The sequence below is a fragment of the Brochothrix thermosphacta DSM 20171 = FSL F6-1036 genome (genome assembly GCF_036884295.1).
GTDB classification, from domain to species: domain Bacteria; phylum Bacillota; class Bacilli; order Lactobacillales; family Listeriaceae; genus Brochothrix; species Brochothrix thermosphacta.
The window spans coordinates 2,426,307-2,450,166 of sequence record NZ_CP145608.1 but is presented as its reverse complement, the minus strand read 5'-3'; the positions used below and the strand labels follow the sequence as shown (position 1 = coordinate 2,450,166).

Here is a 23,860-nt window from a genome sequence, read left to right as displayed (position 1 = left end):
ATAATTAATAAAACTGTCATTTTGTAAATACAGAATGACAGTTTTAGATTGGAGGCTTTATAATGTTAGCAAAACAACTTAAATCGGCACGACTTAACAAAAATTTCACGCAACAAGAAGTCGCTAATAAACTCAATATTTCTAGACAATCTATTTCAAAATGGGAAAATGGATCAAGTACTCCCGATATTAATACCTTAAAAATACTAGCCTCTTTTTATGAAATTTCGATACAAGACCTCACCAAAGAAAATGAAAGTCTTAAAGAAAAAATTAAAAGTAATAATCACACCATTCACACCCAACAAAAAAAACTTTCAAATATAAAAGAAATACTTACTAAAAATGAATCAGATGACAGCTGGTTTTTATTAATCACACTATGTTTAACATTTTTATTTGCACCATTCATTTTTATTACATTACCTTTAGTTTTGATTAAAAATAAAAAAGACAACCATTTATATAAATGGATTGTCCTCTTAGCTGTCATCATAACTGCAGTTAGTTTTTTTGCTATATATGGGTGGATAAGTGACGTTTTTAATTTCGGAGGTACCGTCACTATTGAATAATTAGTTTATTATTATTGATTGAAGCTATGACACTTACATTGCTTGAAATACCCATAAATGTATAGGTCGCCTTCGCACTAGCACGAGTAGCATTGTCTTTCTTACATGTTGCTGAAGAAAATGCTCCAACGATTGTTTCGAAATTCGAACTATTCGTAGATAGTATTTTATTGTTTTTAATATTTACTTTGAACGATATTTTCCATCGTAAAGCCTTAGATTTCTTAACAGTATATGATTTATTTGCAAGTCTCTGACTTACAACATCTTCACTTACTATTACAGTAATTAATTCTCCATCCTCATCTGTTTCATAAAACATTTGAGTTCCACCTTTTTCCATATCATATTGCGAATCAACTTTTGCATCCGCAGATACATAGGTGTTTCCCACTAAAAAAAACGCACAAAAAAAGATTGCTACTAGCATTATTTTTTTCATCTCAATCACTCCTTTTCTTTTTCATTTTACATGAAAAAGAAAACTTAAAATAACTATTTCAAATACAAATAAAGGTTATGATAACGTTGAACTTACCTTTCAAACTATTTAAAAAAATAATTTTAGTACTACTTATTCTGATTTTTATTATCACAATTATTTCTATTATTGCAAAATTGATACTAAATGATTATCCTATATTATAAAAATGCACTACAACTTCTCATAATGGCTAATTATGTTAACTAAACCATGTCTGAGAAACCCATTCTAACAGCCTTTTCAACTCGCACGCCCACCATCACCCATACACGTCTTATACATCGCTGTCACAGCACCGTTTTTAGATGAAAAACTGACCACCATTTCGTATAATCCCTGTATGACATGTGATCATGATTAAATCACACAAAAACAGCCCTAATACTCCCACATTGAAAAAGCGTATGCTACGGCTCCGCCTTGCGGACGCTGTCTGCTGATATACAAACCTTTTCAAAGGGGATTCAAAAAAATAGAACAACTTGAATATCAATCAGATGAAAAAGAAAAATCAGTTTCTCAACAAGAAACCTTAGAAAAAAGATTGCGCAACTAATTGGTGCGTTACTTAAGTAGAGCAATGTTATATAGTTAATTTAAATTGTAAAGGGGGAATGATTATGAGAAAAGTGACAAAGTTAATAATACTAGTATTGAGTGTAATGATGGTAGGTTTAGTTATCCCTGCAAATTCTATTTCTGCAAATTCTGAATCTGTAAGATTTGACAATTTAAATTTAAGTCTCAGCGTCAAGTATAATGAAACTGAAGACGTATTATATATAGATGATGAGTACCTTTTAGAAAGTGGGATGTCTCACACAACTGTTGATTTAATAAGTTCGAGTTTTAACAGGCTCTCTGAAAAGCAAAAAACAGATTTGTTAAGAGCAGCAGGTTATAAAAATGTTAGAGTGATACCCCTTTTGGTAGTGTGGGGTGCGAGAACATTAGCTGGAGCAGGTCTAGGGTGGTTAGGTAAAAAATTGTTAGATTCAGGCTCTAAGAAATTTTGTAAAACCTATAAAAGACAAAATAAAGTAACTAGAACTGTATGTAATGTTTTAGGTTACTAATCAAGGAGATGTGAAAAGATGGTTATGTTTAAACTGTTTATTAATTTTCTGATGAGTTGGGTGATAGTGGATTTTATCTCTGCAAGAACAATGTTTATACAAAATAACATCATTGAATTTATCATTTTTGCAGTTATTTTTATTACAATCGCAGCGTTAATAGATATTTTTTCTAAAAAACCTGTCTTTATTTAACTGCTTTTTTGAACAATAAATTAAATCGCAAACCACCTATTATGTATTGATAGCTGGTTTGTTATTTTAGGGAAGACTCATAACTTTAAAAAAAGTTATATAAACATACTGCCACCTTATTGCAGAATGTTTTTAGTTTGTTAGCGGAGCCATAGTAATAATTACCACTTTAATTTCCAGTGATTGTTTCGTGAGATGTGTATATGAGAAAATCGACTATATATTTGAATTGCATTCGTGCTGTAAAGCTGCCATTCTTTATATACACAATAATGGAGGTGTGTTTATATGTTAGCGAAGCGACTTAAAGTAGCTCGTCATAAAAAGAACTTAACGCAACAAGAAGTAGCAGGCAAAATCAAAATTTCGAGACAGTCTATTTCAAAATGGGAAAATGGCGCAAGCGTGCCAGATATTAACACTTTAAAAGCGTTAGCAACTTTTTATGAAACGACAATACATGATCTTACAAAATGAAGAAGCGACACTTTTTTAGGAATAGGATATGTTATTAAATCCTATGTTAGCTCCACTCCAAAGTTGATAACTTTCCAGTATTAGATAGGAAAACAATATGTTGATGGGTCTAATTAAAAATGTGTGACCGTTTCCTTTTCTTAAAAGGAAAGTGCAATAAGCATAGAGAATGATTGTCCATTTAGAATGACAACTTTAGATTAAAACAGCTATTTTCAATTAAGGCTTGCAAAAAAAAGTAGAACAGTCTATAATTCAAAACGTAATGATTACGATTTATAAAAGTGATAATTGATGGAGGGATAATAATGGCAGTTCCAGCACGCAGAAGATCTAAGGCAAAAAAAAATAAACAGCGCACGCATAAAAAATTGCAAGTGCCCAATTTAGTCAAAGACAGCCAAACGGGGGAATATCGAGCAGCACACCACATTGCACCGGATGGAACGTATAACGGCAAACAAGTTATTCAAACAGAAGCGACAAAAAATAAGTAATTTATATTGTAAAACGTAATCGTTTTGATTTATAATGAGAAAGGAGTAAAGACAATGGCTAAAAAAGCAAAAGTTGAAAAATTAAAAAAACAAACAGCTGTAGTAGAAAAATATGCAGCCAAACGACTTGCACTGAAAGAAGCGAAAGATTATGAGGGCTTACAAAAGTTACCACGCAATGCATCACCCACGCGCTTGAAAAAACGTTGCCGAGTAACAGGGCGGCCACGAGGTTATATGAATCAATTTGGCATGTCACGAATTGCTTTTCGTGAGTTGGCACATAAAGGGCAAATACCTGGTGTCAAAAAAGCAAGTTGGTAAAAGAAAAGGGGATGAACAATGAGAATTAATATTATATTGGAATGCACGGAAACAGGTGAACGTAATTATATCACCACTAAAAATAAACGCACACAACCTGAAAGAATTGAGTTAATGAAATATAGTCCCAAATTACGTCGAAAAACATTACATCGTGAAACAAAATAGGGAGGCAAAAATATGAAGAAAAAACTGTATTTACTAGTTGCTGTCATCGCTGCATTGACTTTGGTTGTTGCTGGTTGCGGGAATGGAAGTAGCAAGGATTCAGCAGCTGATAAAAAATTAAAAGTAGTCACGACATTTTATCCAATGTATGAATTTTCAAAACAAGTAGTAGGTAATAAAGGTGATGTGAGCGTGTTGATTGGTGCGGGAGTTGAACCGCATGATTATGAGCCGTCAGCAAAAGATGTCGCTAAAATTACCGAAGCAGATGTGTTTGTATACAACAGTCAGTATTTCGAAACGTGGGTACCAAAAGTGTTAGAAAACATCGATACAAGTCGCACAACGGTAATTGATGCTAGCAAAGGTATTAAGTTGAAAGATTTTACCGCAGCTGAAGAAGCGGCACATGAGCACGATCATGAACATGGTGAGGACGAACACGATCACGACCATGATAATGAAGCAGCGACAGATGCAGATAAAAATCCACATGTTTGGCTAGATCCAGTTTTAGCACAAAAACAGGTGGAAAATATACAAGCAGGCTTAGTTAAAAAAGATAAAGCAAACAAAACAACATATGATGAAAATGCAAAAACATATGTTAAAAAATTAGATGAGTTAGATGCGCGTTATCAAGCAGCTTTTGAAAATGCGAAAGAGAAGACATTTGTCACATCGCATGCAGCATTTGGCTATCTCGCTAACCGTTATCATTTAAACCAACTGCCAATTGCAGGTCTCTCTCCTGAAGCAGAACCATCGCCAAAAGAGATGGCAAAAATCAAAGAATTTATTACTAAAAATGATATTAAAGTGATATACTTTGAAGCATTAGCATCACCGAAGTTAGCAGAAACATTAGCAACTGAAACAGGTGCAAAAACAGTTGAACTTAGTCCGCTTGAAGGATTGACAGAAGCACAACAAAAGCAAGGGTTAGATTATATAAAAACAATGGATAATAACCTCAAAGCATTGCAAGAAAGTATAAAATAATAATAGTCAGTCCAAGGACCTGCACAGGCAGGTCTTGTCTGAACATCTTATATCAATTAATTCTCATATAGACACCTTCGGGAGGTTTGAAAAATGGAAGGAAAAAATTTAGAGCAAGAATCCCTAATCGCAGTGACACAATTATTTAAAGCATTAAGTGATCCCACACGATTGAAAATTTTACTGCAAATAGCCCAAGGCGAAATTGCTGTTAACGACATTGCTTTAGCAATTGATGCAAAACAATCGACAGTGTCTCACCAATTGAGATTGTTAAAGCAAGCAAATTTGGTGAAAACACGACGTGAAGGAACAACAATTTTTTATACTGTAGACGACACACATGTTATTGAAATTTTAAATCAAACCATCGTACATGTATCGCATCAATAATCACAAGGATTAATAAGCAATAAGTAAACCCCCTAAAAACCAAATGAAAAGGTTTTTAAGGGGTTTTTTAGGTGTTGCGCTTAGTCTTCAATAACTTCAATACTGACACGGCCCTCTTTAAAATCAAGCGGTTTAATGCCGGCAGCAAGCCAACGTTTATATAGTTTTTTACACATTTCGGCTGTTGGTACAAAAGCTATCCCACAATCGCCACCGCCAGATCCTGATGTTTTTCCAAAGCCTCCAACTTGAAAAGAAAGGTCGCAAAGTGTAGTCAATAGAGGCGTTTCTATTGGAACATCTGCTTTTTTACCCAAGGCTTTCAAGAGGCGTCTATTTGTTAAAAGAGCTTCTTTCAACAAGGTCGTGTTGTTTTCAATAATACCTTGTGCAAATTTATCAACACACGCATCACTAGTAGTTAAAAAGTGCTTCAATGCTTGTGGTGAATGAGCTAAATAGGTTTGAATGAGTGATACCAAGCCCTTTGTACCTGCCGGAGAACCGGTCCAACCGACACAAAAATAGGGAGTAGGCGCTTTAAGAGGCAGCACATGTAATAGTGGCCACTCTTTAGCGACTAATTCACTGACAGAAGCTGTTTGTAATTGTTCTAATAACCAGGGTTGATCAAAAGAGGTATAAGAAAGCCAACCACCATATGTACAAGCCGCAATATCACCACAAGAACCATTGCCTTGAATTTTGTAATGAGCAATGGCAGCTAGTTTAAAAATAAGTGTTTTTGAAGGTGCTTGTTTAAATTGTGTCAATAATGCTGTTACAACAGCTACAGTGACTGCTGCACTGGAACCTAATCCGAATTTAGCGCCTTGAACACTCGCAAGCTGACTATTAACGTTTAGTGAGACGGGTGTCAGCGGAACATTCTGTTCTTGGAGATAGGTTTGTGTCGTGTTGAGTGCTTCTGCAACAAAGCGCCATGCTGGACGTGGTGCAACAAACGGTTTGTTCAGCGGCCAGTTAACAGCGTATTGATCTAACGGGATATTGATACTGTTAACATCATTGTCTTTAATGGTTACTTTAATGTAGCGGTTCACTGCTGTTAAAATGGCTGAATGACCAGGATAGACAACGGCATATTCACCCGCAATATAAAGTTTACCTGGAATTTTAATCATATGTTTAGTCATGTGTAATCACCCGAGCTTTCGGTCCTGGGTGGCAAATATACAGGAGTGATGTATGGACAGACAATGCTTCTTTCACCCGCTCCGCATCTTTTGTTAAACAAAGAACTTTGACATTTGGGCCAGCATCCATAGTAAAGTAAGCTGGAATACCTGCAACACGCAAGTCACGAACAGCGTCCATTAAAGCTAACGAAAGGGGCTGCATATAAGTGAAAGGTGGATTTGCTGCCATTGTTGTGGCGTGCATCGTTAAGGCATTACGTTCTGCAATTTCGCCCATCGTAACAAAATCATTTTCTTTCATCGCGCGTTGCATTGCTTCTAAATCAAGTGTTGCTTGTTTTGTCCATGCTTCAAAGAAAGGTGACGTTTCAACTGTCGTTTGCATGCCTAAACGGCTATCTACTTTTTTTGGTCCCGCATCAACAACAGCGACGACAAGCGCCAAATCAAGTTTTGAAGGTGTAGGAATTTCATAAGCATACGAATCACTGCCATCGTTTGCTTCACCTTTTTGCCAGATGGCTAGCCCACCAAAAATAGAACGGGAGGCAGAACCAGAACCTTGGCGTGCAAGACGAGAAAGGGTTGTTTCATCGTCATTTCGACCCGCGGCTTTACTTGCAGCAAGTGCCAATGCAGCAAAAGCACTTGCTGATGATGCGAGTCCTGCTGCAGTAGGTACGTGGTTGGTTGATGTAACGTGAGCAAAACTTGTGAGTGAAAACTGATCACGTAATATAGAGAGAAAACGTCCGACTTTTGCATCGGATTGTATCTTTCCATTGAGACTGAATTGGTCTTCTGTGAACGAGTCCGACCATTCAACCGTTGTTTCCGTGTAGAATTGATCGAGCGTCATCGACAGACTACTATTCGCTGGTAAAATCAAGACGTTATCTCGTTTTCCCCAATATTTTATTAAAGCAATGTTGGTATGCGCAATCGCAGTAGCTTTCATTCGTTTACTCTCCTATCATTGATATCCATGTTTTAATTGCACCCGCGGCACTCAGTTGAGTAGCCATTTTCTGGGCATGTTGCTTATCTTTACAAAGAACGATGACACAACCGCCACGTCCCCCCCCAGTTAATTTTGCACCCAATGCTTGGTTATCAAGCGCACAAGTAATGAGGTTTTCTATTTCAGGACTACTGACAGATAGTTTACGTAAAAGCTGGTGTGCCTGATTGAATAAATCACCAACTGTATGTAAATCGCCATGCGTAGTGATTTCTTTACCTATTTCCCTGGAAATTTCTCCCAGTTGTGAAATACAAGCAGAGACTTCGATGTTGTTTTTCTGATAAAGGTCTCTGACTGCGGCTACAGAAGCTCTTGTTTCACTTGGAATACCAGTATCTGCAACAACAATGGGAAGGGTTAAATTAAGGGATAAAGATTGGAGTCCTTTTTCCTTTTCAAACCAAACCGCCTGTTCGTTTACAACGGTGATAGCATCAATACCACTGGGATTACCATGAGCAATATCTTCAGAAAAATTAACAAAGGGTAAAACATTTGAAGAAATCACAGGTCGTTTTAAAAAGGCAAGCATTGCTCGTGTGATACTTGTTGCTACCACAGCGCTAGAACCTAATCCACGTCCAACGGGTACGCTAGAATCAATCGTTATTTCTAAAACAGAATGACACTGGTAACGCTTAAGGATATGTGGAATGAGTGCTTTAACAGCTGTTAATTTTTCGGGAGCTTGTGATAAGGTCCCTGTATAAAAATCAGAAATCAATTGATGTTCTGAACCTTCTATTTCTTTTAAAGTTGTAATAATACGCGCTTGTTTGAAAGGGAATGAAATGGCAGGTTCGCCATAAACAACGGAGTGTTCCCCACATAATATAAATTTAGCAGATGCGATACCTTGCGTTTGCATAAAAAACCATTCCTTTCGTTAGAAAAATTTACTTAACATCCACGGTGCTGCATACATCGCCATAAATAACACGCCATAATTAACGCCTAAACGCGATAATGCTCCGGATACAATCGCAACGAGCACAACGCCAGCGATGTTGATTAAACCACCATCCATATAAGCAAGCATGGCAACGAGTGAAATGAAGAGACCAAGAATCGCTTCATGTGGAATATATTTAAAAACAAAGCGCGAGATATGTGTCGCGTACTTCATCATGAAGAAATAAGTAAGACCTAGACCAATAATAGAGCCAATCAATGTTGCCCAAACAAAATCACCATAAGATAACACATGATGCATATTATGATCAGCTGTGAAAACAGGCGCAGCGTTAAACAGTGGGTTAGCAGGTCCAATCGCCACAGGTGATAATGGAATGCCTAGAGCGATTAAAGGAATTAAAATTCCCGCAATGTAGGTGGAGTGGGCTAAACCATCCATACTCGCTAACGCCATCCGTGCTTTTTTAATAGGGTCTTTAATTCGATTAACAACGGCTTCCCCGAAAAGAATCGTCATTCCTACTGGGCTCATGAAAAAGGTCAATGAACCGCCAAGTGAAGAAGCTGCCGTTGCAACGGCTTCTTTTTTTGTTAATAACTTAAAAGGGTTAGGAAATCCTTTGCGATTGCTTGCTTTTGGAATAACAATCGTGCGGACATCCTCACGCTTAATTGTTGCAAGATGATCTTTATTTAAGAGTGCTAACATACTAAAAATCATCGGTCCTATTGTAATGCCGAGGAAAAAAGATAAAGAAACAGTCGTTGTTTCTGGAACGGCACCGACACCCCAATAAAGGTAACGTAATCCTTGAATTAACATCGCAAAAGGTATAATCACAAGGATAGAAATTACTTTGTTGCGGCTCATTAATGCGAGAAATAATGCACCAAAGAAAAAGACAGGAGCAGAGTAAGCTGCGATAACCTTGGATAATGGCGCTAAAAACGAAGCTAAGATCAAACTAACCGGTACAGCAACCAAAGTACCAATAACAGCCCCTGATGCCATTTTTTCAATCCCGATAACACTCTGACCGGCTTTTTTTAGAATCATGCCGTAAGGCACCATTGGAGCCGCCATTACGCCACCTGGTATGCCGGCAACAGCGACTGGAATGGCATCAGTTAGATTTAATGTCACTACTGCTGAAATAAAGAAGGCTAACACAACAATGGGTTCTACACCTAGTAAAACCAATGCCAGTGTAACTGGCGCTAAAACAGCTGTTTCATCAGTCCCAGGAGCAATTCCGATAAGTGTATAGAGCGCTGCGGCACCAACAGAAGCCAAAATCATTTCAAAAACAAGTTGAAGGGTCATTCTTGTTCGCCCTCACTTTCTTCTTTAATGATGCGTTTGGGTTTAATGATAAAGCTCGTAATGATAAATCCAAGCACTGCACCACCAAGACCAAAGAACAATGGCATAGGCGGTTTATTCGGTGCAATAAAGTAACTACCGAGCGTAAAGAAAAGACAGATAATAATTGATAAAATAAGGTCTTTGATATTGACAAGGTCAGCCCATATTTCGACATTTGTCGGTGATTTTTTATTACTCACGTTATGACGCCTCTTTTCTTTATGATGTTTTAATAAATATATCGTTCAATCTATTCTGATATTCGCAGAAATAGACACACGAAAATATTATACCAATAAATGGAAAGTTATCAAAATTAATCTATTAGAACAGATAAATAGAACTAGAATACCTATATTTAAAAGTATTTAGCTGAACTTGTCCACTAAATAGACATATTTTCAATGTAATCCATAAAAAAAGCAAGTCTATCAAGGAAAGGCATTGATAATGATTATCAGTTATGATAAAGTTGCGATATGAAAAAAGCTATTTGAAAGGACGAACACTGTGAAAACATGGTTATTGTTAGTTATTACATTAGTGCTTAGTTTTGTTTCCTTGTTGATAGGTGTTGAAGACGTACCTTTTACACAGCTGTTTCATTTAACTGCTGAACAACAAGATATTCTTTTGATCTCGCGTTTACCGCGTTTATTAGCCATTATCATCGCTGGAGCCGGCATTAGTATTTGTGGAATGATTATGCAGCGCCTCACACGTAATCGTTTTGTATCGCCAACAACAGCTGGAACAATGGATGCCGCTCGTTTAGGTGTTCTCGTTGCAATGATGGTGTTTCCAACAGCTTCAATGCTGCAAAAAATTTCGGTGGCATTCACCTTCGCTTTAATTGGGACGCTGGTGTTTATTCAGCTGCTGAATCGCATTCCATTAAAAGATCCGGTACTCATTCCGCTCATCGGATTGATGTTCGGTGGAGTTTTGAACGCTATTACCACATTTTTTGCTTATCAAAACAACTTAATCCAAAATATTAATTCTTGGATGCAAGGTGATTTTTCAGCAATTTTACGTGGTCGTTATGAATGGCTCTATATTGCATTGCCACTTTTTGTACTCGTTTACTTGTTTGCCAATCGGATCACATTGGCTGGTCTAGGGGATTCCGTAGCGGTAGGACTGGGCCTGAACTATCGCTTAGTGGTGACAATCGGTCTGATAATTGTATCATTAATGAGCGCTGCAATTATGTTGACCGTAGGGTCAATCCCGTTTCTTGGTTTAATTGTACCAAATATCGTCAGTCTTTACATGGGTGACAATCTCAGACAGACATTACCATTGACCGCACTGCTCGGTGCAGCATTTGTTTTAGTATGTGATATTTTAGGACGGGTTGTTATTTTTCCATACGAAGTATCGATTAGTTTGATGGTTGGAATGATTGGTAGTGTTGTGTTCCTCTATCTTTTAATGAGGGGGGAAAAACATGCCGCATCCTAAAAAATTACTGATTTTTAAGTTCAGTGCCCTCAGTTTATTAGCGTTGATGAGCATTTTGTTATACATGCTTTATCGACTTGGAGGCAGTTGGGAGTTTGCACTCGAAACACGTGCAGTTAAAATCGCTGCACTATTATTAACCGCAATTGCAGTCGCAGTATCAACGTTATTATTTCAAACGTTGACAAAGAACCGTATCTTAACACCAAGTATTATGGGGTTAGATTCGTTATACATGTTATTACAGACAGCGTTGGTTTACTTTCTCGGGAGTAGCACACAATTTTTAGCGAGTAAAAATATCAATTTTTTAGTAACCTTACTGTTGATGATGGTTTTTTCGTTCCTGCTTTACTATATTCTATTTGGGCGTTTAAGCCATTCTATTTTTACACTTTTATTATTTGGCATTATTTTAGGAACGTTGTTTCAAAGTGGTGCTTCATTTATGCAAATGCTGATTGATCCCGATGATTTTTTAATTATTCAAGGAAAAATGTTCGCAAGTTTTAACGCCGTAAATGCAGATGTGCTAATGATTGCAACGTTATTCACACTTGTCGCACTTTTATATGTGGCGGCAATATTTAAAAATCTTGATGTGCTCCAGTTGGGAAAAGATCAAACCATCAATTTAGGTATCTCATATAATGGGATGGCTCGGCATATCCTCATTATTGTATCTATTTTGGTTTCCACTTCAACGGCATTGGTTGGACCTGTAAGTTTTCTCGGGTTGTTAGTCGTTAATCTGAGTTATCAATATTTTACAACCCATCGACACAGTATTTTGTTACCTGGGACAATTTTGATTGCAATTATTGCCTTAGTATTAGGTCAATTTATTGTTGAAAAACTATTGACCTTTTCAACAACACTGAGTGTCATTATTAACTTCATAGGTGGTATCTATTTTATCTACCTACTCGTGAAGAAAGGACGGAAATAATGCTGCAGTCAAAAAAACTTTCTAAAAAATACCAAGATAAACTGATTCTTGATGATATTACATTGGAAATACCTCAAGCCCAAGTCACGGCCTTTATTGGGGCGAACGGTGCAGGTAAAAGTACGTTATTAGGAATCATGAGTCGTTTGATTACTAAGGAAGACGGAGAAGTCTTGATAGATGATCAAGATGTCACTAAATGGAAGAGTCGTGCATTAGCACAGAAATTGGCAATTCTCAAACAAAGTAATCAAGTCAGTGCACGATTAACAGTTGAAGATTTAGTGGCATTTGGGCGCTTTCCGTATTCAAAAGGGCGATTAACATTAGAAGATCAACAGAAGGTGACGCAAGCTTTAGAATATATGGAGATTACTGATTTAAAAGCAGATTACATCGATGAGTTATCTGGAGGTCAGCAGCAACGTGTGTATATCGCGATGATTATTGCTCAAGATACGGAGTATGTTTTGTTGGACGAGCCTTTGAACAATTTAGATATGAAGCATGCAGTACAGATGATGAAAATTTTACGTCGTTTGGTAGATGACTTTGGCAAAACAATTGTGCTGGTTTTACACGATATCAATTTTGCTTCTGCGTATGCAGATTATATGGTAGGGCTTAAAGATGGCCGTATCGTAGCACAAGGCAGTACGGCAGAAATGATGACACCTGAACAGTTGAACATTGTTTATGATATGCCATTAGCTATTACTGAAATTGGTAGTTGCAAATATTGTTTATACTTTAAATAAAGGGAGATGTTATTGATGAAAAAGACACTCATGATTATGGTGACATTATTACTTGTATTGTTAGTGGCGTGTAGCCCGAACAAAGATACAAAAAAAGAGACGAAAAAAGAAGAAACAGTTACAATCACAACACCAACGGGTGACGTGAAAGTGCCTAAAAATCCTAAAAAAGTTGTTGTGCTAGATTATGGTGTATTAGACACGATGGATAAATTAGGTTTAGGTGATACAGTAGTAGGTATGCCACGTGAGAATGTCCCGAGTTACTTGAAAAAGTACGACACAGATAAAGTGGAGAATCTAGGTGGTTTAAAAGAAGTTGATATTGAAAAAATTAATGAGTTAGCACCTGATTTAATAATTAGTTCTGGACGTATGTCAGATATGAATGAAAAATTCGAAAAAATTGCGCCAACAATCCAAATGTCTGTCGATACAGCGGATTATTTGAAGTCATTCAAAACAAATACAACTGAAATTGCAAAAGTTTTCGATAAACAAGCAGAAGCAAAAAAACAGTTAGAAGCAATAGATACTAAAATAGAAAAAGTACGTGAGAATGTACCAACAGATAAGAAAGCTTTAATTATTTTAGCGAATGAAGGTAAAGCATCTGCTTATGGCGCTAACTCACGTTTCGGACTCATCCATGACGTGCTTGGTTTTACACCGGTTGATAAAGACCTTAAAGTAGAAACACATGGACAAAGCGTTTCTTTTGAGTACATTAGTAAAAAGAATCCTGACTATATTTTTGTAATAGATCGTGGTGCAGTTGTGGGTGGAGAAGCGAGCGGTAAAAAAGTAATTGAAAATGAATTAGTTGAAAAAACAAATGCTTACAAAGAAAAACAGGTGGTATATCTTGACCCCGAAGTTTGGTACTTTGCAGGCGGAGGCATCGAGTCATTTAATAAAATGATTGATGAAATTGGAAACGTCGTTAAAAAGTAAAATGTGGTAATAAATAGGTAGTAATGGCATTTTGACATCTTTTGTCAAAGTGCTATTTTTTATATTTTTGGAGCTATTAATAAATGAGGCGCTTTGATGAGTATTTTTCAGACGTCGTATTTATTGTTACTTTAAGAGCTATTCTCAACTTTTACAATAGAGCTTTCGTGCGATGGTGGTGAAAATCGGGTATAATGACTATATGACTGTTAAAATAAAATAAAACTAACTTAAAATTAAATCAACATAAGAAAGGGGAATTACCATGAGTGAAAAGAAAGTATTAGTTGTAGACGACGAAAAACCCATTGCAGATATCGTCGATTTCAATTTGACAAAAGAAGGCTATGAGGTACAAGTAGCTTACGATGGTGATGATGCTTTAGATAAGGTTGAATCCTTTCAACCGGATTTAATCCTTTTAGATATTATGTTGCCAGGCCGCGATGGCATGGAAGTTTGTCGTGAAATTCGTAAAAAATACGACATGCCAATTATAATGGTAACTGCGAAAGACTCTGAATTTGATAAAGTACTTGGATTGGAACTAGGTGCAGACGATTATGTTACAAAACCGTTCAGTAACCGTGAACTTGTTGCACGCGTTAAGGCCAACCTACGTCGACATGCCAATGCAGATAAAGCACAAAAACAAGAAAAAATCACTGAAATTAAAATTGGTGCGTTAACAATTCACCCAGAAGCTTATGTGGCATCAAAAAGAGGGCAGCAAATTGACTTAACACATCGTGAATTTGAATTGTTGCACTACTTAGCACAGCATATAGGACAAGTTATGACACGTGAAAACTTGTTGCAAACGGTTTGGGGCTATGACTATTTTGGTGATGTCCGCACAGTTGATGTGACCGTTAGACGTCTGCGTGAAAAAATTGAAGATACACCCAGTCACCCAACCTGGCTCGTCACCCGACGTGGTGTAGGCTATTATCTACGTAACCCTGAACAGGAGTAATGCGCAATGAAACGTCTTAAAATATATCAATCTATCCATTTTAAAATTGTCTTAGTTTATATGCTACTGGTATTAATTGCCATGCAAATTATTAGTGCCTACTTTGTCCAAAAAGTAGAGCACCAATTAGTGTACAATTTTCAGCAGTCAATTCGTGACCGTGTGAGCTTGCTGGAGAATAATATCCAGGAAGTCATTTCTGAGGTGGATAAAAAGGCCAATCAAAGCACTAAAGAAAAAGAACAGGAAACCGAAGCTGAAATTCAAAAAAGTATGAGCAGTTTTGCCGGTAGTTTAACGAATGTGCGAGAAGTACGTGTTGTTGATAGCGGTGGCCGTGTTATTGGGACAACAGACAATGATAACCAGCAAATTGTGGGGCAACAATCAAAGGACCAAATGGTGCGTCGAACGTTATTGAATAACACGAAAGAAGATAGTGTTTTATTAGATAAGGATAAAAAACAACGCGTGTGGGTCCTGGCGCAACCGGTGAAGTTGCAGAATAATACGCGCGGTGTTATTTATATTGTTTCGGAAATTGAACAAGTGTATACGCAAGTAAGTGAAATCACGAGTATTTTTGTCAAAGGGACAGTTTTTGCAATGGCGATTACTTGTCTTTTAGGAGTGTGGTTGGCACGAACAATCACCAAACCAATCAAGGAAATGCGTGAGCAAGCTGTAGCGATGACACGCGGAAACTATTCGCGCAAAGTAAAAGTGTATGGTGTAGATGAAATTGGTCAACTTGCAACAGCTTTTAATATTTTGACGCGTAAAGTACAGGATGCGCAAGCAAGTGTGGAAGGTGAAAGTCGTAAATTATCTTCTATCTTATCGTATATGACAGATGGTGTGATTGCGACGGATCGACGTGGGAAAATCATGTTGATTAACCGTCCTGCTGCGGATATGTTGAAAATTAATCAAGAGGATGCCATGTCACGTCCGATTGCAGAAGTATTGAAGATTGAATCAGATCATACCTATGAAACGCTTCTGGAAGAAAAAGACTCAGTGACAATCGATCTTTCAACTGAACGTCAAAACTATGTTTTACGAGCTAATTTTTCAGCGATTCAACGTGAAACAGGTTTTATTAATGGCGTAATTGCCGTTTTACATGACATTACTGAACAAGAACGCGTGGATGCTGAATTGCGTGAATTTGTTGCAAATGTATCGCATGAACTCCGGACACCATTAACGAGTATGGCAAGTTATTTAGAAGCATTGGGTGATGGCGCATGGAAAGATGAGAATATTGCACCACACTTCATACAGGTCACTCAAAATGAAACAGAACGTATGATTCGACTGGTTAATGACTTGTTAAAATTATCACGATTGGATAGTGGCCGGACTAAAATCGAACGAAATTTTGTTCATTTTAATTCCTTCTTCAATCAAATTATTGATAGACATGAGATGTCTAAAAAGGACAGTATCACCTTTAAACGTTATATTACGACTGAATATATCTTGATTGAAGTGGATGAAGATAAAATTGTTCAAGTCATTGATAATATTATTTCCAATGCCATCAAATACTCTCCTGACGGTGGAACGATATCCTTCTACTTAGCAAGACAGGGAGATGAAATAAAAGTTAGTATTCGAGATCAAGGTATGGGAATCCCGGCTGACAACTTAGAAAAAATCTTCCAGCGCTTTTTCCGCGTAGATAAAGCCCGTTCTCGTGCAATGGGAGGCACCGGTTTAGGTTTAGCTATTTCCAAGGAAATGATTGATGCTCATGGTGGCCGTATTTGGGCTGAAAGCACCGAAGAAAAAGGAACGATTATTTCTTTCACTCTACCTTACGATGATTCTGTTGAAGAAGCAGAGGAGGGATGGGATTGAGAAAAAGTTTTTGGGCGATAATCTTGCTCGTGTTCGTTGTTATTAGTATTTATCTCGTTTGGAATATTTGGAACTCGCAACCCGCTTATGAAACAATTGAAACAGCAGTAGGTGAAAAGGTAATTGTTGGTAAAACTGAAAGTGCTGCGGAAGCATATGAACCTAAAATGATTATGTATCAAAAAGAAAATTCATTCTGGCGTGTGTTAAAATCGCAAGAAACGGTTATTAATGCCACTTTGCATCGTCAAATTTTCCGCAATTTGAAGAATACGGGTACACTCACTAAAAATGAGTTGATTGATGAAGAAAGTTTGCCGAATTCACTGCGCTTCAAATACCCAGTGGCATTAACCTTTGCTAGTTTTCAGCAAATTGCAACGCAAATAGATACAAGCACAATTGATGAAGAACAATCATTTGATGAAATTATTATTTCATTTGATAAAAAGAAAAATAATGTCAGTTTCATTAATTCGACAACACGTGTTTCTGCAATAGCTGATTTGCCGTTGTCAGAGGCGAAAAAACTGTCGGATTTGTTTAGTGAAGATACAAGCACTAGTGTTTTGCCAATTGTACTCAATCATTTCACATTTAATTCATCGTCCATTCCTGTGGTTTTGGACAAAAAGAGTTATGTAGCTGAAAGTTTACCAATTGAAAAATTTCAAAAAGCACTATTGAATAAAAAAGACCCTGCACTTGTGAGTAGTAATAAAAATATGCGTGAATATATTAATGGTAGTGTGTTGCTTCGTTATGATATGAATAATGATAATCTGCTATATATCAATCCAGCACAAGAAATTACGCCAGATGCCAATGCAATGATTCAAAGAACGCATGTTTTAAGTGAGAGCTTAAGTTTTATTAATAATTATAGTGGGTTCACAGGTGACTATCGTATTGAAGATTTTGATGAAAATACACTTAAAGTGCGATATCGCTTGAGAGTGGATAACACGCCAGTCTATAGTGATTTTGGCGGCGCAGTTATAACCACAACAGCGGGTAAAGAGAGCGTGTACCAGCATCAACGTCCAATGTTTGAGTTAAGTACCAGTATTCCTTCAGAAGATGTGAAAGTAACCTTAGATAGCCCTACAGCGGCTTTAGAGAAGCTGCGAAAAAAATTAGGCACGCTAGATGATGTGTACAGCTTAGAAGTTGGTTACGAGATGACAAAAGGATCTCATGAAACAACAATTGTTAATCTAGAGCCACGTTGGGTCTACACTGTTAATGGCAATAGTCAATTTTTAGATTAGAGAGGAGGCGTTGGCGTGGATTGGCGGAAAACACTTGTTATATTTGCAGTGGTTTTTTTGTTACTGGACATATACCTTGCTTTTTTATGGTATACCAAACAGCAGGAAAACGAGTTAGATGCTTTAAGCCAAACATCGTTTGAAGAAACGTTAAAAGAGCAGCAAGTTAGTATTGATAAAGTAAACTTCAAAACACATCCTACAACGGCGCCTTATCTTAGTGCTCGCTATAATAAATTTAAGTTGAAAGACTTTGAAAAATTAACAAAAAAAAAGTTTAAATTAGAGAATAATGGCTTTTTGATGGTGAGTGAACTGAAAGATGATATTGTTGCAGAAGGTCCTGATTTCACCGCGTTAAAAAATTATGTGGCTAATAATATTTATCGAGGCTCATCTTACTCGATGGTAAATTATAACGATGATACAACTGAAATTGTCTTTAAGCAAAAATACGACAATAAACGTTTCGTTGAAGGTGATGATGCCAAACTGGTTTTTTATTGCGAGGATGGTTATGTTAAAAGTTACACACAAACAATGTTGACTGATATTACCAAACTTTCTGGAACCAATGATCTGATTTCACCTAGTCAAGGATTTGAAAGTTTATTTCAAAATAATAAAATACCAAGCAAAGCCGATTTAGTAGATATTCAATTGGGCTATTACATCTTAGGAAATCTTGAGAGTTCAAATGTGTATATGCCAGTTTGGTACTATACAATAGAAGTGGATGATCAACGCATGCAACTAATGGTAGATGCGATTGAAGGACAAGTATTGACGACAGAAATGTCGCAAAAAGTTGAGTATACTGCACAGTCATAGGGGGATAAAGATGGAATTTATTACAAAAGCAATGCCACAGGCAGCTAAAACAAGTGTCGCTGACTTGCGTTACTCATTTTTAACAAGTGGAAGTTCAGGTAACGCAACATTGATTGAATCAGATAATCAATTGTTATTAATTGATTGTGGGCACAGCGGCAAAAAAATGGAAGAGCTTTGCCAATCAGTCGGACGTTCTTTGGCAGATATTGATGCGATATTAATCTCACATGAACATAGTGATCATATTAAAGGGTTAGGTGTATTAGCTCGAAAATATCAAATCCCAATCTATGCCAATGAAAAAACATGGCGAGCAATGCCGAAGTCAGTCGGAGAAATTGCAACGGATTTAAAATTCACGTTTGATACAAATACAGTGCAGACCTTCGGATCAATTGATGTTGAATCATTTGGTGTTTCTCATGATGCTGCGGATCCGATGTTTTATGCTTTCCATCAAGGACAGCATAAAATTGTCACAATGACAGACACAGGTTATGTCAGCGAACGCATGAAAGGCGTTATTCGTAATGCGGATGTTTATCTGTTTGAAAGTAATCACGACATTCAAATGTTGCGAGCAGGACGTTACCCATGGAGTACAAAACAGCGTATCTTGGGGGATGAAGGGCATTTATCAAACGAAGATGCAGGTATGGCAATGAGCCAAGTGTTAGGAGATAAAACAAAGCGTATTTACCTCGGACACCTCAGCCAAGATAATAATATGAAAGACATTGCTCGTATGGCAGTCGAGCAAACATTAACACAGCAAGGAATTAGCGTCGGACCACAGGTGCAAATTTTTGATACAGACCCTAATAAAGCAACACCATTAACAGGTTTAAATAAATTGATTTAAGGGAAAAACATAATAGTCGTCTAATCGACGGAGACACACGCACGATCAGTTGCACCGAGACTGAATGTTGGGTGTGTTTATGTTATTTTGCAGTTAATAAACCGTTCAATCATTTGAGCATGAACTTTTACAAAACCGTCATATTTTTTTCATGATTATAATTTATAGTTAAACTATAACAACAACAGAATAGGGAGTGGATGATCGATGAGTGAAGAGAATAAAGAACACGAACACCTTACGCAAAATGAACAAGACAATATAAAGGGTACTCAAACAGAAGAATATAAACCAGAACCACCACGTAAAAAGAAAAGTGGTGCCAGTCACTTTTTGGTAGGGCTCATTGGTGTGATTGTTGGAGCTTTAGTAGTGGCGCTTTTGAGCGGTAGCTTAGGATTAGGTAGTATGAAAAATGACTCAAGCACACCGTTATCAGATGATAACAGCACCAAAAGTTCACAAACAGGAAATGTGAAAAAAGTTTCTGTCGATTCGAGTTCTGCTGTGACAGATGCTGTTAAAAAGTCACAAGATGCCGTAGTTAGTGTGTTGAACTATCAAAAACAATCCAATGGTCTTGATGATATTCTTGGTGGGTCTGATAAGAGTGAACAGACTGCCTCAACAGATAAAGCCGTTGAATCAGGATCAGGATCAGGTGTTATCTATAAAAAAGAGAAGGGTTATGCTTATATCGTAACCAATAATCATGTTATTGCGGACGCTGATTCACTTGAAGTTATTTTATCAAGTGGTAAAAAAGTAGAGGCAAAATTGATTGGTAAGGATTCATGGACTGATTTAGCCGTATTACGTATTAAAGACACTGATGTGAAAAGCGTGGCTACATTTGGTGATTCAGCCGCATTAAAAGCGGGTGAAATAGCGATTGCAATTGGTAGCCCATTAGGAACAGCTTATGCAGGTTCAGTCACACAAGGGATTATTTCAGGTATTGATCGTACAGTACCAGTTGATATTGATAATGATGGAAAAAGTGATTGGGAAACAAATGTTATCCAAACAGATGCAGCAATCAACCCTGGTAACAGTGGTGGTGCATTAGTAAATATTGAAGGCCAAGTAATTGGTATCAATTCAATGAAATTGGCTTCTGCTGAAGTAGAAGGTATCGGTTTTGCAATCCCAATTAATGATGCGGAGCCAATTATTAACTCACTCGAAAAAAATGGTAAAGTAACACGTCCATCTCTAGGTGTAACGTTACGTGATTTAAATACAATTTCATCTAACCAACTCGTAGATGTTCTTAAATTACCTAAATCAGTGACTGACGGTGTGATGATTCAAAATGTTTCAAATAATTCTGCCGCTGCTGATGCAGGGTTGAAAACATACGATGTTATCGTAGATTTTGCAGGCGCACCAGTGAAAGATTCAATGTCACTTCGTAAAGCCTTGTACAATTCAAAATTAAAAATTGGCGATACTGTCGATGTAGTGGTTTACCGTGATGGTAAAAAAGAAACAGTAAAAGTAAAATTAACTGAGCGTGATGCGCTTTCTAGTTAATCATAAATTAAAAAGGCTGTCCTGATAATGTTGGGACAGCCTTTTTACTGTAAAAATTAGGAGGAAATTGAGATGACGAAAATACCAGATGTAACAACTTATATTCTAAACGCAGACGAAGAGGCGCAACCGGTTATGGAAGTTTTGCGTCAAATTATTTTAGAAACCATTCCAGGGTTAGAAGAAAAGATAAGTTATAATGTGCCCTTTTACCACTATCATGGGCAATTTGTCGGCTTTAGTGCACATAAACAACATATTAGTTTTGGCTTTGGTTCAGATGTTGTAACAGCTGAAATGCGTAGTGAATTAGAAGCAAAAGGTTATAAATTAGGCAAAGGAACACTGCAGATTAAATTTAATCAGGCGGTACCTGTAGCTGAAATAAAAACTATTTTAAAAGCAAAAGCTGTTTTAAATAGTGAAATTGAGCGAACAAAGAATAATAAATAACTGGATTAGGGTGACAGACAGATGGCAACAATCAAGATTTTACTCGTAGAGGATGATATTTTACTCGCAGGCAGTATCGCTGAAATTTTAGAAGAAATAGGTAACGTCACACACTGTAATGATGGTGAAGAAGGCCTTTATGAAGCACAGTATGGCGGTTATGATTTGCTCGTACTGGATATTATGTTGCCATTGTTAGATGGTTATGAGGTATTGAAGCAATTACGGGCAAACGGCATTAACACAGCCACACTATTGTTAACCGCAAAAGATAGTTTGGCTGCTAAAATTGAAGGTTTTAAAAATGGTGCCGATGACTATTTAACAAAACCTTTTTATCGCGAAGAGCTGCTTTTGAGAGCGCAAGCGATGTTAAAACGTAGTCTTGGTCTCACTGCAGAACAAACAGTTGTTTATCGAAATACGACTTGTGATTTGACCAGTCGTTGTGTCACAGTCAATGATGAGGACCTTATCTTAAAAGGGAAAGAGTTTGATTTACTGCTCTATTTTATTAAAGAGCGACGTCGTATTCTTACAAAAGAACAAATTTTTGAGCGCATATGGGGCTTTGATTCAGAAACAACATATACTGTGGTCGAAGTCTATATGAGCAACTTGCGCAAAAAATTAAAACAGATGCACTCACAAGTGGAAATTCATACCATTCGTAATGTGGGCTATATCTTAACAGAGGAGAGTGCTTAATGCAGGCTCATCGACAACAACGCTCACTCTTCATTCGTAATATGATAGCATTTGGTCTACTCTTTTTGGTATTAGGTGTGATTATTAGTCAAATTTTACAACAATCACTGTATAAAGATGTAGATGAAAAATTACAACTCGCCATCACAAATGAACATTTTATTCGTAGTGAGGTACAACGTAACTTATCAGAAGGTGATTTTAGAAACCTAAACAACCCACCTAACAGCTTTCAAACAGAATTGATGGTGTGGTCAGCTAAAGGGAAGTTATTGAATGAACAGCAACTCGGTAATCGTTATGATGATTTGAAAAACATCACATTTAATAAAACAGACTCAGACCAAATTAACAGCATTCAAGTGAAAAATAGTTACGACCAACAAATGAGTTTTCGCTCAGTAATCAAGAAAATTAAGTTAGACGGTACAACGTATTACATACAATTGGTTTCGAACACTAACCAATTAGAAAATACAGTACAGTTTTTTCAAAAGGTAATTATTAGCTGTATGATTGTGTTTTGGCTTATTTCGATTGTGCTAAGTTACTACCTAGCAAGGAAAAATATGGCACCCATTATGGTTGCTTGGCAGAAACAGCAAGAATTTGTGGAGAACTCGTCACATGAGTTGCGCACGCCGTTAAGCATTGTGCAAACGAAACTTGAAAAGCTTTTAACAACGCCAAACCATACGATTTTAGATGAAGCAGAAAGCATTGCCCTAGCATTAAGTGAAACAAGACGTTTACGTCGATTGACAAGTGATTTACTGATGTTAGCTCGGGCAGATAACAACGAAGTCCACGTGAATATGACATCAACAGCGATAGCGCCATATCTCGAAAAATTATGCGAACCCTATAGCGAAATTGCAGCAAGTCAGGGGAAAAAATTCGTATTGAAAATAGAGACAACAAAACAGTTACACTTTGATCAGACATTGATGACGCAATTGCTGATTATTCTCTTTGATAATGCTTTGAAATATACACGTGAAGGGGACGAGATTACAATTAGCGTAACAGATACCGCAAAACAGTGGGAACTTACAGTCTCTGATACAGGTATTGGCATTGCACCAGAACATGCCGAACGATTATTTGAACGATTCTATCGTGAGGATAAAGCACGCCAACGTGAAAGCGGGGGACACGGATTAGGTTTAGCCATTGCGCAATCGATTGTAACGCTACATCAAGGCACAATTAAAGCAGTAGCAAATCCAAGCGGCGGTACGTGTTTCATGATGATTTTCGCTAGAAAGTAAGTGCCAATCCTTTGCTGTTATCGTAGCGGGTTTATCCGCTTTACGAGAACAGTATGGGACGGAGCGCAAGCGAGTACCATTCCTTATGTTAATGTCTTAAGAGTACCGTTTTTTATGTTAATTCCCTATGTTAATGTCTTAAGAGTACCGTTTTTTATGTTAATTCCCTATGTTAATGTCTTAAGAGTGCCATCCTTTTGTATTTCCAGAAGAACTACGCCATTATTAGAAGTAGTAGCTGACATTTTCAATGCCTCCCCTATAAATTTGTTATGGTGACTTAATGTTTCAGGGATGTT

Annotated in this window: 28 protein-coding genes; 22 read left to right on the top strand and 6 right to left on the bottom strand. The window is 37.1% G+C overall.

What is annotated here, in order from left to right; all coding sequences use genetic code 11:
* The first annotated feature begins 62 nt into the window (after positions 1-62).
* Positions 63-575: a helix-turn-helix domain-containing protein gene (locus tag V6S17_RS12145; protein ID WP_080712908.1), complete on the top strand. Its 513-nt coding sequence runs from the start codon at positions 63-65 to the stop codon at positions 573-575.
* On the opposite strand, the gene V6S17_RS12140 is transcribed toward V6S17_RS12145, so the two are convergent.
* Positions 565-1,017 carry a DUF5626 family protein gene (locus tag V6S17_RS12140; RefSeq protein WP_029091462.1) on the bottom strand — a complete coding sequence of 151 codons (453 nt, stop codon included), beginning with the start codon at positions 1,015-1,017 and terminating at the stop codon, positions 565-567. The genes V6S17_RS12145 and V6S17_RS12140 overlap by 11 nt on opposite strands.
* 662 nt (positions 1,018-1,679) lie before the next feature.
* Between V6S17_RS12140 and V6S17_RS12135 the strand changes: the two genes are divergently transcribed.
* The 8 genes from V6S17_RS12135 to V6S17_RS12100 all read left to right on the top strand — a co-directional run bounded on the left by V6S17_RS12135 (position 1,680) and on the right by V6S17_RS12100 (position 5,191).
* Positions 1,680-2,135, top strand: coding sequence for a hypothetical protein (locus V6S17_RS12135; RefSeq protein WP_029091463.1), 456 nt, complete (start codon positions 1,680-1,682; stop codon positions 2,133-2,135).
* Positions 2,136-2,153: 18 nt separating this feature from the next.
* A complete protein-coding gene (locus tag V6S17_RS12130) occupies positions 2,154-2,330 on the top strand; it encodes a hypothetical protein (protein WP_154657737.1) in 177 nt (58 codons plus the stop codon).
* A gap of 288 nt (positions 2,331-2,618) precedes the next feature.
* The gene (locus V6S17_RS12125) at positions 2,619-2,807 is read left to right on the top strand and encodes a helix-turn-helix domain-containing protein (RefSeq protein ID WP_029091464.1); all 189 of its coding nucleotides are present in this window, start codon (positions 2,619-2,621) and stop codon (positions 2,805-2,807) included.
* Positions 2,808-3,115: 308 nt separating this feature from the next.
* Positions 3,116-3,304 carry a 50S ribosomal protein L32 gene (gene rpmF / locus V6S17_RS12120; protein ID WP_029091465.1) on the top strand — a complete coding sequence of 63 codons (189 nt, stop codon included), beginning with the start codon at positions 3,116-3,118 and terminating at the stop codon, positions 3,302-3,304.
* 54 nt (positions 3,305-3,358) lie between these two features.
* Entirely contained in the window at positions 3,359-3,628 is a 270-nt protein-coding gene (rpsN, locus tag V6S17_RS12115) for a 30S ribosomal protein S14 (RefSeq protein WP_029091466.1), read from the top strand.
* An 18-nt stretch (positions 3,629-3,646) separates the two neighbouring features.
* Positions 3,647-3,796, top strand: a complete 150-nt coding sequence (gene rpmG / locus V6S17_RS12110; RefSeq protein ID WP_029091467.1) for a 50S ribosomal protein L33 — start codon at positions 3,647-3,649, stop codon at positions 3,794-3,796.
* A 12-nt stretch (positions 3,797-3,808) separates the two neighbouring features.
* Positions 3,809-4,798, top strand: a complete 990-nt coding sequence (locus V6S17_RS12105) for a metal ABC transporter substrate-binding protein (protein ID WP_029091468.1) — start codon at positions 3,809-3,811, stop codon at positions 4,796-4,798.
* A 93-nt stretch (positions 4,799-4,891) separates the two neighbouring features.
* Positions 4,892-5,191, top strand: coding sequence for an ArsR/SmtB family transcription factor (locus V6S17_RS12100; RefSeq protein ID WP_029091469.1), 300 nt, complete (start codon positions 4,892-4,894; stop codon positions 5,189-5,191).
* Between the two features lie 80 nt (positions 5,192-5,271).
* On the opposite strand, the gene V6S17_RS12095 is transcribed toward V6S17_RS12100, so the two are convergent.
* Genes V6S17_RS12095 through V6S17_RS12075 form a run of 5 tightly spaced genes read right to left on the bottom strand, consistent with a single transcriptional unit; the run spans position 5,272 to position 9,856 of the window.
* Positions 5,272-6,348 (bottom strand): phosphomevalonate kinase, encoded by a 1,077-nt coding sequence (locus V6S17_RS12095; RefSeq protein WP_051457248.1) that lies wholly within the window; start codon positions 6,346-6,348, stop codon positions 5,272-5,274.
* Positions 6,341-7,309: a diphosphomevalonate decarboxylase gene (gene mvaD / locus V6S17_RS12090; protein WP_029091471.1), complete on the bottom strand. Its 969-nt coding sequence runs from the start codon at positions 7,307-7,309 to the stop codon at positions 6,341-6,343. The genes V6S17_RS12095 and mvaD overlap by 8 nt, the downstream gene beginning before the upstream one ends.
* A gap of 4 nt (positions 7,310-7,313) precedes the next feature.
* Positions 7,314-8,243 carry a mevalonate kinase gene (gene mvk, locus V6S17_RS12085; RefSeq protein WP_029091472.1) on the bottom strand — a complete coding sequence of 310 codons (930 nt, stop codon included), beginning with the start codon at positions 8,241-8,243 and terminating at the stop codon, positions 7,314-7,316.
* An 18-nt stretch (positions 8,244-8,261) separates the two neighbouring features.
* Entirely contained in the window at positions 8,262-9,614 is a 1,353-nt protein-coding gene (locus V6S17_RS12080) for a tripartite tricarboxylate transporter permease (RefSeq protein ID WP_029091473.1), read from the bottom strand.
* A complete protein-coding gene (locus V6S17_RS12075) occupies positions 9,611-9,856 on the bottom strand; it encodes a hypothetical protein (RefSeq protein WP_029091474.1) in 246 nt (81 codons plus the stop codon). Before V6S17_RS12075 ends, V6S17_RS12080 begins: the two co-directional genes overlap by 4 nt.
* A gap of 310 nt (positions 9,857-10,166) precedes the next feature.
* Here V6S17_RS12075 and V6S17_RS12070 point away from each other — a divergent pair, with 310 nt between their 5' ends.
* The 13 genes from V6S17_RS12070 to V6S17_RS12010 all read left to right on the top strand — a co-directional run bounded on the left by V6S17_RS12070 (position 10,167) and on the right by V6S17_RS12010 (position 23,561).
* Positions 10,167-11,123 (top strand): ABC transporter permease, encoded by a 957-nt coding sequence (locus V6S17_RS12070; RefSeq protein ID WP_029091475.1) that lies wholly within the window; start codon positions 10,167-10,169, stop codon positions 11,121-11,123.
* A complete protein-coding gene (locus V6S17_RS12065; RefSeq protein WP_029091476.1) occupies positions 11,110-12,072 on the top strand; it encodes an iron chelate uptake ABC transporter family permease subunit in 963 nt (320 codons plus the stop codon). Before V6S17_RS12070 ends, V6S17_RS12065 begins: the two co-directional genes overlap by 14 nt.
* On the top strand, positions 12,072-12,830 hold the full coding sequence (locus V6S17_RS12060; RefSeq protein ID WP_029091477.1) for an ABC transporter ATP-binding protein: 759 nt from the start codon (positions 12,072-12,074) through the stop codon (positions 12,828-12,830). The genes V6S17_RS12065 and V6S17_RS12060 overlap by 1 nt, the downstream gene beginning before the upstream one ends.
* Before the next feature lie 15 nt (positions 12,831-12,845).
* Positions 12,846-13,784 (top strand): siderophore ABC transporter substrate-binding protein, encoded by a 939-nt coding sequence (locus V6S17_RS12055; protein ID WP_029091478.1) that lies wholly within the window; start codon positions 12,846-12,848, stop codon positions 13,782-13,784.
* Positions 13,785-14,049: 265 nt separating this feature from the next.
* Positions 14,050-14,760 (top strand): response regulator YycF, encoded by a 711-nt coding sequence (yycF, locus tag V6S17_RS12050; RefSeq protein ID WP_029091479.1) that lies wholly within the window; start codon positions 14,050-14,052, stop codon positions 14,758-14,760.
* Positions 14,761-14,766: 6 nt separating this feature from the next.
* Positions 14,767-16,626: a cell wall metabolism sensor histidine kinase WalK gene (gene walK / locus V6S17_RS12045; protein WP_029091480.1), complete on the top strand. Its 1,860-nt coding sequence runs from the start codon at positions 14,767-14,769 to the stop codon at positions 16,624-16,626.
* Positions 16,623-17,897, top strand: a complete 1,275-nt coding sequence (locus tag V6S17_RS12040) for a YycH family regulatory protein (protein ID WP_029091481.1) — start codon at positions 16,623-16,625, stop codon at positions 17,895-17,897. Before walK ends, V6S17_RS12040 begins: the two co-directional genes overlap by 4 nt.
* A gap of 15 nt (positions 17,898-17,912) precedes the next feature.
* Positions 17,913-18,728 (top strand): two-component system regulatory protein YycI, encoded by an 816-nt coding sequence (locus V6S17_RS12035; protein ID WP_029091482.1) that lies wholly within the window; start codon positions 17,913-17,915, stop codon positions 18,726-18,728.
* Between the two features lie 31 nt (positions 18,729-18,759).
* A complete protein-coding gene (locus tag V6S17_RS12030; RefSeq protein ID WP_029091483.1) occupies positions 18,760-19,593 on the top strand; it encodes an MBL fold metallo-hydrolase in 834 nt (277 codons plus the stop codon).
* Between the two features lie 207 nt (positions 19,594-19,800).
* Entirely contained in the window at positions 19,801-21,129 is a 1,329-nt protein-coding gene (locus V6S17_RS12025) for a S1C family serine protease (protein WP_051457246.1), read from the top strand.
* A gap of 72 nt (positions 21,130-21,201) precedes the next feature.
* Positions 21,202-21,582 carry an iron chaperone gene (locus tag V6S17_RS12020; protein ID WP_036027263.1) on the top strand — a complete coding sequence of 127 codons (381 nt, stop codon included), beginning with the start codon at positions 21,202-21,204 and terminating at the stop codon, positions 21,580-21,582.
* Positions 21,583-21,603: 21 nt separating this feature from the next.
* Positions 21,604-22,290, top strand: a complete 687-nt coding sequence (locus V6S17_RS12015) for a response regulator transcription factor (protein ID WP_029091485.1) — start codon at positions 21,604-21,606, stop codon at positions 22,288-22,290.
* The gene (locus V6S17_RS12010; protein WP_036027264.1) at positions 22,290-23,561 is read left to right on the top strand and encodes a sensor histidine kinase; all 1,272 of its coding nucleotides are present in this window, start codon (positions 22,290-22,292) and stop codon (positions 23,559-23,561) included. Before V6S17_RS12015 ends, V6S17_RS12010 begins: the two co-directional genes overlap by 1 nt.
* The last annotated feature ends 299 nt before the right edge of the window (positions 23,562-23,860 follow it).